Consider the following 8,721-nt stretch of genomic DNA (forward strand, 5'->3'; position numbering starts at 1 on the left):
GCACCGTCGGCACCGGGGGACGCGGCGGACGCGGGGGTCGCCGGGGGTGGGGGCGGCGCGGTCGGCGACGACCACCGGTCCGCGAGCCGCGGGACGACCACCTCGGCGTTGCGCGCGGCGTCCGGCCACGGACCGCCGCCCGGCGCGACGACCGTGACGACCACGTCCGGCCGGGCGAGGAGCCGCTGCACGGGACGGGACAGGGTCGGGCGGCCGAAGACGACCACCTGCTCCACCTCGCGGGCGAGCTCGTCGACGCCCAGGACCGACCGGTACGCGGCGACGGCGTTCGGCCCGCCGCACGCCCCGGACGACGGCTCCGCGAGCAACGGCCAGCCCTGCGCCTCCGCGACGGCACGCGCGTCGGGGCCCGCGCCGTCGCCGGCGACGACGAGCGTGCGGGCGAGGTGGCCCCCGAGTGCGGGGTCGCCGCCGGGGCCGGGCGCGGCCGGGGCGACGGCGGTCCGGCGGAAGCCGTCGGGCCAGACCTCCTCCGGCGCGGGCGGGGCGAGCGGGGCCGGCGGGTACAGCGGGTCCCGGAAGGCGAGGTTGACCTGCACGGGGCCGGGGTGGCCGTCGCGCAGCCCCTGGGCCGCGGCGAGCGCCCGGCCGAGGGTGCCGAGCAGGTCGCGCACCTCGCCGTCGCGCCCGTCGGGGGCGGGCACGTCGACGGCGTACCGGACGGCCGTGCCGAACAGCCCCACCTGGTCGGTGGTCTGGGAGGCGCCGGTGCCGCGCAGCTCGTGCGGCCGGTCGGCGGTGAGCAGCACGAGCGGCACGCCCGTGTGGTGCGCCTCCAGGACCGCCGGATGGAGGTTGGCCACGGCGGTGCCGGACGTCGTCACGACGGCCACCGCGGGCGGCACCTCGACGGGGGCACCGCCGGCGTGCCGGAGGATCGGCTCGCTCCCCCGGGCGAGGCCGAGCGCCAGGAACCCGGCGGAGCGCTCGTCGACGCGCACGTGCAGCGTCAGCAGTCCGCGTTCCGCGGCCTCGGCGAGCGCGTACGCCAGAGGGGCCGAGCGGGAACCTGGCGCGAGCACGACGTCGCGCACCCCCTGCAGCGCGAGGTCGGTCACGACGGCGCGCGCCGCCACGACGGACGGCGGCAGCGCGGGACTCCCCTGCGGCGCGCTCACGCCGGCACCTGCTCGACCAGCGTGGCCAGACGGGCGTACCGGGCGAGCCAGCGGTCGCGTGTCGTGTCGTCGGCCTCCGCGCGGGCGAAGGCGTCGGGGTCGGGCGCGGGCCGCCGCACCGGCAGCGCGCCGTCGACCGGGAGCAGCGGCTCCGCGACGACGTCGTGCACGAGGAGCTGCGACGTCGCGAGACCGCAGGCGTAGGGCAGCTCCGGCAGGGCCGCGGCGAGCGCCACCCCCGCGGCCAGGCCGACGGACGACTCCAGGGCGGAGGACACGACGACGGGCAGCCCCACCTGCGCGGCGAGGTCGAGGCACGCACGCACGCCGCCGAGGGGCTGGACCTTGAGCACGACGACGTCCGCGGCGTCCTCGCGCACCACCCGCAGCGGGTCGGCGGCGCGGCGGATCGACTCGTCCGCCGCGACCGGCACCGGCGAGCGGAGCCCGCGCCGCACGGCGGCCAGCTCGGGCACGGACGCGCACGGCTGCTCCACGTACTCCAGACCGCCCGCGGCGGCGTCGAGGACGGGGATGCGGGCCAGCGCCTCGTCGGTCGACCAGCCGCCGTTCGCGTCCACGCGGACGGCGCCGACGCCGGGGCCGTGCAGCTCGTCGAGCGCGGCGCGGACCGCGGCGACCCGCGCCTCCTCCGCAGCGAGCGGCTCAAGCGGGCCGGGCCTCCCCCCGACGGCGGGGCCGCGCTGCGCGACCTTCACCTTCGCGGTGCGGCACCCGCCGGAGGCCAGCACGATCTCGCGGGCGCGCTCGGGGCCGACGGCGGGCACGGTGACGTTGACGGGCACCCGGTCGCGGACCGGGGCGGGGAAGCCGACGTCCGCGGCCTCGCGCGCCGCGCGCAGCCAGGTGGCAGACTCGGCGTCGTCGTAGTCCCAGAACGGGGACAGCTCCCCCCAGCCGGCCGCACCGCGCAGCAGGACGCCGTCACGCACGTCGAGGCCGCGGAACCGGGTGGTCAGCGGGGTGCGGTACACCAGTTCACGGAGGAGCTGCACGCGTTCAGGTTACTGGCCGCCCGCGGAGCGCACGCGCGCCAGGACGCCGGGGCCCGCGGCCGCGGGGCCTCGATCAGTCGGTGAACTCCGTCAGCCCCGGCTCGTACGACAGCGGGCTGGGAGCGGGACGGCCACCGATGCGCTGCGCGTCGCGGCGGACCGTCTCGGCGTCGTACACGAAGATCTCGTGCGCCACGTCCTGCGGGTCCACCACGTCGTCGTCGGGTTCCAGCATGCCCATACCCTCAGGGTGCGCCCGGAGGACGCCGAGGACCAGGATGACGTCGGCGCGCCGCGACCTCCGCCCGGCGCCGGTACCCGGCGCCCGAACCGGAACTAGGGTGGCGGCGTGAGCAGCGCACCACTCCCCCGGCCCGTGTCCCAGACCTTCGACCCCGCCCGCTGGCGCGAGGTGACCGGGTTCGAGGGCCTCACCGACCTCACCTACCACCGGGGGGTGGAGCGTGCCGCGGACGGCGCCGTCGTGCGCGACCTGCCGGTGGTGCGCGTCGCCTTCGACCGGCCCGAGGTGCGCAACGCCTTCCGCCCGCACACCGTCGACGAGCTGTACCGGGTGCTCGACCACGCCCGCATGACGTCCGACGTCGGCACCGTCCTGCTCACCGGCAACGGCCCGTCGCCGAAGGACGGCGGCTGGGCGTTCTGCTCGGGCGGCGACCAGCGCATCCGCGGACGCTCCGGCTACCAGTACACGACCGCCGTCGACGACCCTGCCGGCGGCGGCGAGGTCCTGGGCGAGACCGCCGACGCCGTCGACCCCGCCCGTGCCGGGCGCCTGCACATCCTGGAGGTGCAGCGGCTCATCCGCACCATGCCCAAGGTCGTGATCGCCGTCGTGGACGGCTGGGCCGCCGGCGGCGGGCACTCGTTGCACGTCGTGGCCGACCTGTCGATCGCCTGCCGCCAGCACGGGAGGTTCAAGCAGACCGACGCCGACGTCGGCTCGTTCGACGGTGGCTACGGGTCGGCGTACCTGGCCCGCCAGGTGGGTCAGAAGCGCGCACGAGAGATCTTCTTCCTCGCCCGCGAGTACTCCGCCGACGACGCCGAGCGGTGGGGCGGCGTGAACGAGGTGGCCGAGCACGACGACCTCGAGACCCTGGCCGTCGAGTACGCCCGCACCATCGCCGGGAAGTCGCCGCAGGCCGTGCGCATGCTGAAGTTCGCCTTCAACCTCGCCGACGACGGCCTCATGGGCCAGCAGGTGTTCGCCGGCGAGGCCACCCGCCTCGCCTACCTGACGGACGAGGCCGTCGAGGGCCGCGACGCCTTCCTGGAAAAGCGCGACCCCGACTGGTCGCGGTTCCCGTACGCCTTCTGACGGCGCGCGCCACGGCCGGACGCGTCCGCGCGCGACGTCCTCGGCGCCGGTAGCCTCCGGGCATGCCGCCGAGGTTCCGTCGCCCCGACCTCATGACGTTCGAGCTCGTGCCGGACGACGAGCGCGAGGACGACGCGGACCTCGTCCCGGACGACCCCGAGCCGGGGCAGGCCCGACGGCGGCTTGCGGACCTGCGCGACCGTGCGGTCGCCCGCTGGCGCGCCCTGTCCCGCGGCGGCCGCGTCGCCGTCGCGGCGAGCACCGCCGCCGTCGTGGTGGCCGCCGCGACCGCCGGGTTCGCGCCGGGCCTCCTGGACGCCCGGGCCGAGCGGCTCCGCGCCGAGGCGGTGCACGGGCTGCCGGGCGCGGTCGGCGACCTGTCCGAGCCGCTGACGGAGCGCTGGGAGCTCACGGACGGCACCGACGAGCTGACGACGCTCGCCGGCGGGCTCGTGCTCACCACCCAGGGGACCGACGCGGTGGCGACGGACGCGGGCACCGGGCGCGAGGCGTGGCGGCACGACGTCGGGCCGTACCCGACGTGCGGGCCACAAGGGAGCTTCCGGGGCGACGCGAGCACGCCGGCCACCGTCGCGGTCTGCCTCAGCGGCGCGGCGGACGACCGTCGCGTGACGGTGCTCGACGCCGACGGCGCCGTCCTCGGCGAGCGGCCCCTCGGCCCTGCGCGGTCCGACGCGTACGACGAGGCGGCCCCGCCCGACGCCCCCGTCGTGGTGCCCGCCGCCGGGGGCGCGCTCGCCGTGGCCGAGGGCGTCACGGACGCCACCGCGCCCTGGCCGCCCGACGGCGTGCCCGACGCGGACACCCTGCGCCGGCTCCGCGCCGACGGCTGGGTCGACCCGACGCTGCGCGTCGAGGACGCGCTCACCGGCGAGGTGCGGGGCGAGGCGACCCTGCGGCTCCGGCCGGAGGACCTCGAGCAGTGCGGCATGATGCAGGACGGGGGCGCCGAGCCGGAGGTGATGATCAACCCTGCGGTCGGCGCGTCCCCGACGGACGTCACGATGTCCGTGTGCAGCACGTCGGTGCTCATGACGCCCGGCGGCACGGTGATCGACGCGGCCACCGACGGGTGGACGCAGCCCCTGCCCGGTGGCCGCCACGTCGTCGTCAGCGACCAGAAGAGCACCGTGCTCGACGACGACGGCACGGTGGTCGCCACGGTGCCGGGATGGCTGGTCCCTCCGGCGGTGGACGACGACCCCGACGGCTCCTTCCTCGTGCTGCCCGACCTGGGCCAGGCGGTGGGGCAGCTGCAGCTCAGGGCGATCGGCGCGGACGGTGCGGAGCGGTGGCACGCCCCGCTCGACGACATCGGGGGCGTGCTCGCGCGGGTGGCAGGGGTCGTCGTCGTGCAGGACGGCGGCGAGCTCGTCGGGCTCGACGCCGCCACGGGCGCCGAGATCTGGGCCCGCGACGACCTGCTCCGGCGCACGGCGGACGGGTCCGGCGACTGGCTCGTCGGAGCGGTCACGGACGGCACCCGCCTGCTCGTCGGCATCAGCGGCGACGGCGACCGGCGCCGCCTGGTCGCCCTCGACCTCCGCGACGGCGCCACGGCGTGGGACCGGCAGGAGCGGGGCTACCTCGGTCAGCTGCAGTCCGTCGGCGGGCACGTGGTGGCCGTCGACGACACCGTGCACGGCCTGGGCTAGGTCCCCGGCGGACGGCGAGGGTCAGGAGACCTTCCAGCTCCCGCCGTCCTTGGGGACCAGCTCGACCCACGTGCTGCCCGGGTCGAGCTCGGCGGGCTCGCCGTCGTGGGTGACCTGCACCGGCGACCTCTGGTCCTTCTTCGACCACCGCACCGGCACCGTCTTGCCGCCCGTCGCGAGGACGCCCTTGCCCTGGCCGACCAGCTCGGTCTTGGGCACCGGGGCACCGGCCGGGTCCTTGTACCTCGTGTCCACGACGTCGACGGACAGCACCAGCACGTTCGTGGCCGCCAGCCGCTTCCCCGCCGCCGACACGGACTCCCGCGAGCCCTCGCTGCGCAGCCACTGCTTCTGCTTGCCCGACCAGTCCCACACGCTGCGCTGCGCCGGGCTGAGCTCGACGTCCACCGTGGCGGCCTGAGAACCGTCGGCGCTCGCCGTGCCGTCGCCCGCGGCGCCCGCGTAGCGGAACTGTGCGGGCGGGGGTGCCGCCCGGTCGTCGTCGGCCTGGTCGAGGAAGGCCTGCACGTCCCCGACCACGTTGTGCGGCGCGGCGCGGTCCGGGTCGCGGGAGAAGCCCGCGTCGCCGCGGTCCATGATGACCGACTGCGTGCCGGACTTCTCGACCTCCGCGATGAAGGGCGCCTGCCCGCCCGAGTAGGCGAGGACGCCGCCGAGCGGGGCGACGACGTCCGGGTCCATCGGCCGCACCGAGCGCACCGGCTCCACGACCTTCGGGAGCTTCGAGTGGTACACGGCGACGAAGCGCGTGATGCCGCCCTCGACGACCTCCTCCCACACCAGGTCGGCGTCCTCCAGGCCGGTCTGCGGGCGCGCCTCCGGGGCGTTCTCGATCTTGACGGCGAGCGCCGGCCGGGCGGCGACCTCGTCCGACCGGACTCCCGTCAACGGCCAGGCCGGGGGCACCTCCGGGGAGGGTGGCGCGCCCTTGTCCGCGGTGGTGTCGGGCGTGGCCTGCGGGGCGGGCGCGTCGGACGAGCAGGCCCCGAGCGCCAGGAGGGCTGCCAGTGCGACGGCCGTCGCGGTGCCGGCGTGGGACGTGCGGTGCGTGGCGGTCATGCGGTCCTCCGGGAGGCGGCGGGCTGTGCGCGCGATCACAGCTCACCGTATGTCGGGGGATCCCCGATCCGGCGTCAACTCACCCGCCACGACCCGCTGCCGCGCGGCACGAGCTCGATCCACAGGTTCCCGGGGTCGAGCGTGGCGGGCTTCCCGTTCGGTGCCGTGAGGACGAGCCGCGCGCGCGTGCCCTTCTTCTTCCACGTCACGTGCAGCGCCGTGCCCCCGGTGAGGAGCACCCCGCTGCCGCGGCCGGAGAGCCGCGTCTTGGGCACGGGGGCGCCGCTGGGGTCGCGATACCTGGTGTTCTTCATCGCGACGGACAGGACGAGCACGTTCCGCGCGCGCAGCTGGTGCCCGGACGAGACCGACGGCGTCGAGCCGTCGTACCGGGCGTACGTCTTCGTCTTCGCCTTCCACCGCCACACGGTGCGCTGCAGCGGGGAGAGCCGGACGTCGACGACGTGCCCGCGGCGGTCGTTCGTGGCCGCCGAGCCCTGGCCGAGCTTCGCCGCGTAGGAGAACTGGGCGGGCGGCGGCATGGCGCGGCCCTTGTTCGCCTGCTTGGCGAACGTCCTCACCGAGCCGTACACGTTGTGCGGTGCGGGCCGGTCACCGCTGCGCCGGAACCCCGGGTCGCCGCTGTCCATCGTCACCGACTGCACGCCCGCCTTCCCGACGGCGCGGATGAAGGGCGGCTGGCCGCCCGAGTAGGCGAGGATCCCGTGCATCGGGGCGACGATCGCCGGGTCCATGGGGCGCACGGACCGGACCGGGCCCACCGTGGACGGCAGCGACGAGTGGTAGACGGCGACGTAGCGGGTGATCCCGCCCTCCACCACCTGTTCCCACACGATGTCCGCCCGCTGCAGCCCGCGCTGCGGGCGCGCCGCGGTGGAGTTCTCGATCTTCACGGCGACGGCGGGCCGTGCCGGGACCTTCGGGGTGCCGGTCCGCTTGCCGGTCAGCGGCCACACGACGGGCTTCGGCCTCGGCTCGGGCTTCGGCAGCACCGGGGCGGGTGCCGCCGTCTTCGGGACCGCGACGTCCGGCGAGGCGGTCACGGTGGGCGGCGCGGCGGGCTCGCCCGCGCCGCACGCCGTCGTGGCCAGCATCGCGAGCGCGACGAGCGCGGCGGCGGCTCCTGACCGGGCACGGCGCGCCCCGTGGGCGGTGCCTCCGGAGATCGTGGGCATCCTCGGCGTCCTCCTCGACGTGGTCCGGCAGGCGGCCCGCGGGCTCCCCCCGGGCCGGGACCGGACCACCCTACGGCAGGGCGGCCCGGGGGCCGGACCTACCCTGGTGCGGTGCCCGGACCCTCGCTCCCCCCAGCCGTCGGCGCGCTCCGCGACGCCGTGCGCGACGCCCTCGACGGCGGACCCGCCGTCGTCCCCCTGCCCCGCACCACGGCCGCCGCACCGCCCGCGGGCACGGCTCTCGTGGTGCGCACGTCGGGCTCGACGGGCACCCCGCGCGAGGTGGCGCTGACGGCCGACGCGCTGCGGGCGTCGGCGGAGGCGACCCACGAGCGGCTCGGCGGCCCCGGCCGGTGGGTGCTGACGCTGCCCCCGACCCACGTGGCGGGCCTGCAGGTGCTGGTGCGTTCGGTCCTCGCCGGGACGCCCCTGGCGGCCGCGGACCCGGACGCCCGGTTCACGCCCGACGGACTCGCCGACCTGCTCGAGCCCACGCTGGCGGCGGCGGGCGCCGAGCCGGTCTACGTCTCGCTCGTGCCGACCCAGGTGCACCGGCTGCTCACGGCGGCCCAGGACGGCTCCCCGCGCGGGCTGGCGGCGCTGGCCCGGTGCGCGGCGGTGCTGCTCGGTGGCGCGGCGACGCCGCCCGCGCTGCTGGACCGGGCGGCCGGGGCGGGCGTGCGCGTCGTCACGACGTACGGCATGTCCGAGACCGCCGGCGGCTGCGTGTACGACGGCGTGCCCCTGCGCGGCGTCCGCGTGCGCCTGCGCCCCGACCTGTCAGAACCACGCGCGGGTGGGGCATGCCCTGGTTCTGACAGCCCGGTGGCGCTCGAGAGTTGTCAGAACCAGGACCCGTCATACCCGCGCCTGGGTCTGACAACTTCTGCGGTGGGGGTGGTCGAGCTGGGCGGGCCGACCCTCGCGGCGGGCTACCTGGGCGACGACGCAGCCACCGCGGCGGCGTTCCGCACGGACCCGGACGGCACGCGCTGGTTCCGCACGTCGGACCTGGGGCAGCTCGCGCCGGACGGCACGCTGCGCGTCCTGGGACGCGCCGACGACGTCGTCGTGACGGGCGGGGTGAACGTGGCCCCGGCCCCGGTGGAGGCGCTCGTCGGCGAGCTGCTCGGCGCGGAGGCGTGCGTCGTCGGCGTCCCGGACCCGGAGTGGGGGCAGGCGCTCGTCGCCGTCGTGGCCGCTCCCCCGGCATCGTCCGTGCTGACTTCGTCCTCAAACCGGCTCCATGAGGATCAAGTCAGCACGGACGAT

At 76.9% G+C, this 8,721-nt stretch carries 8 protein-coding genes; 3 read left to right on the forward strand and 5 right to left on the reverse strand.

What is annotated here, in order from left to right:
• From menD to ACFT55_RS16725, 3 genes are all read right to left on the reverse strand, one after another.
• Positions 1–1,139 (reverse strand): 2-succinyl-5-enolpyruvyl-6-hydroxy-3-cyclohexene-1-carboxylic-acid synthase (gene menD, locus ACFT55_RS16715; protein ID WP_380244970.1); only part of this gene is annotated, 1,139 nt, incomplete at its 3' end.
• Positions 1,136–2,155, reverse strand: a complete 1,020-nt coding sequence (locus ACFT55_RS16720) for an o-succinylbenzoate synthase (RefSeq protein WP_380244971.1) — start codon at positions 2,153–2,155, stop codon at positions 1,136–1,138. The genes ACFT55_RS16720 and menD, both read right to left, overlap by 4 nt.
• A 73-nt stretch (positions 2,156–2,228) precedes the next feature.
• Entirely contained in the window at positions 2,229–2,390 is a 162-nt protein-coding gene (locus ACFT55_RS16725) for a hypothetical protein (RefSeq protein WP_380244972.1), read from the reverse strand.
• A 114-nt stretch (positions 2,391–2,504) separates the two neighbouring features.
• Between ACFT55_RS16725 and ACFT55_RS16730 the strand changes: the two genes are divergently transcribed.
• Together ACFT55_RS16730 and ACFT55_RS16735 are read left to right on the forward strand one after the other, a co-directional pair.
• Positions 2,505–3,497: a 1,4-dihydroxy-2-naphthoyl-CoA synthase gene (locus tag ACFT55_RS16730; RefSeq protein WP_380244973.1), complete on the forward strand. Its 993-nt coding sequence runs from the start codon at positions 2,505–2,507 to the stop codon at positions 3,495–3,497.
• A 62-nt stretch (positions 3,498–3,559) separates the two neighbouring features.
• The gene (locus ACFT55_RS16735; protein WP_380244974.1) at positions 3,560–5,173 is read left to right on the forward strand and encodes a PQQ-binding-like beta-propeller repeat protein; all 1,614 of its coding nucleotides are present in this window, start codon (positions 3,560–3,562) and stop codon (positions 5,171–5,173) included.
• A 21-nt stretch (positions 5,174–5,194) separates the two neighbouring features.
• On the opposite strand, the gene ACFT55_RS16740 is transcribed toward ACFT55_RS16735, so the two are convergent.
• Together ACFT55_RS16740 and ACFT55_RS16745 are read right to left on the reverse strand one after the other, a co-directional pair.
• Positions 5,195–6,253, reverse strand: coding sequence for a DUF3048 domain-containing protein (locus ACFT55_RS16740; RefSeq protein ID WP_380244975.1), 1,059 nt, complete (start codon positions 6,251–6,253; stop codon positions 5,195–5,197).
• 74 nt (positions 6,254–6,327) lie between these two features.
• Positions 6,328–7,449: a DUF3048 domain-containing protein gene (locus ACFT55_RS16745; protein ID WP_380244976.1), complete on the reverse strand. Its 1,122-nt coding sequence runs from the start codon at positions 7,447–7,449 to the stop codon at positions 6,328–6,330.
• A gap of 111 nt (positions 7,450–7,560) precedes the next feature.
• Here ACFT55_RS16745 and ACFT55_RS16750 point away from each other — a divergent pair.
• Positions 7,561–8,721, forward strand: a 1,161-nt coding sequence (locus ACFT55_RS16750; RefSeq protein WP_380244977.1) for an AMP-binding protein, incomplete at its 3' end; no start/stop codon positions are given.

The sequence above is a fragment of the Isoptericola sp. NPDC057191 genome (assembly GCF_042670225.1).
Lineage (GTDB): Bacteria > Actinomycetota > Actinomycetes > Actinomycetales > Cellulomonadaceae > Isoptericola.

Coding starts and splice junctions, on each gene's coding strand:
- ACFT55_RS16725 (WP_380244972.1), bottom strand. CDS start 2,390: ATGCTGGAACCCGACGACGACGTGGTGGACCCGCAGGACGTGGCGCAC.
- ACFT55_RS16735 (WP_380244974.1), top strand. CDS start 3,560: ATGCCGCCGAGGTTCCGTCGCCCCGACCTCATGACGTTCGAGCTCGTG.
- ACFT55_RS16740 (WP_380244975.1), bottom strand. CDS start 6,253: ATGACCGCCACGCACCGCACGTCCCACGCCGGCACCGCGACGGCCGTC.
- ACFT55_RS16745 (WP_380244976.1), bottom strand. CDS start 7,449: ATGCCCACGATCTCCGGAGGCACCGCCCACGGGGCGCGCCGTGCCCGG.